Annotated in this window: 1 protein-coding gene; it reads left to right on the forward strand. The window is 44.1% G+C overall.

All coding sequences use genetic code 11. The annotated features are described in order from the left end of the window. The coding region (locus ACFINZ_RS12050; RefSeq protein ID WP_375701653.1) for an E3 binding domain-containing protein at window positions 1-229 on the forward strand (229 nt) is incomplete at both ends.

Here is a 229-nt window from a genome sequence, read left to right on the forward strand (position 1 = left end):
TCAGCAAGTAATGCAGCAAGGTAAAAAGGGAATGCGTTTTTTTGCTTCCCCTTTGGCGCGGAGATTGGCAACTCAAGTTGGTCTTGATTTATCACTTGTTTCTGGAAGTGGTCCTCATGGGCGTATTATCAAGCGCGATGTAGAAAAGGCCATGAAGGGTGGTGTTTCAAAGGCTTCTTATTCTTCACAAATTGAACAGCCGGTAACGGCAAATACTTCTGACAAACAG

It is taken from the genome of Bartonella sp. AA81SXKL, from assembly GCF_042196945.1.
Lineage (GTDB): Bacteria > Pseudomonadota > Alphaproteobacteria > Rhizobiales > Rhizobiaceae > Bartonella.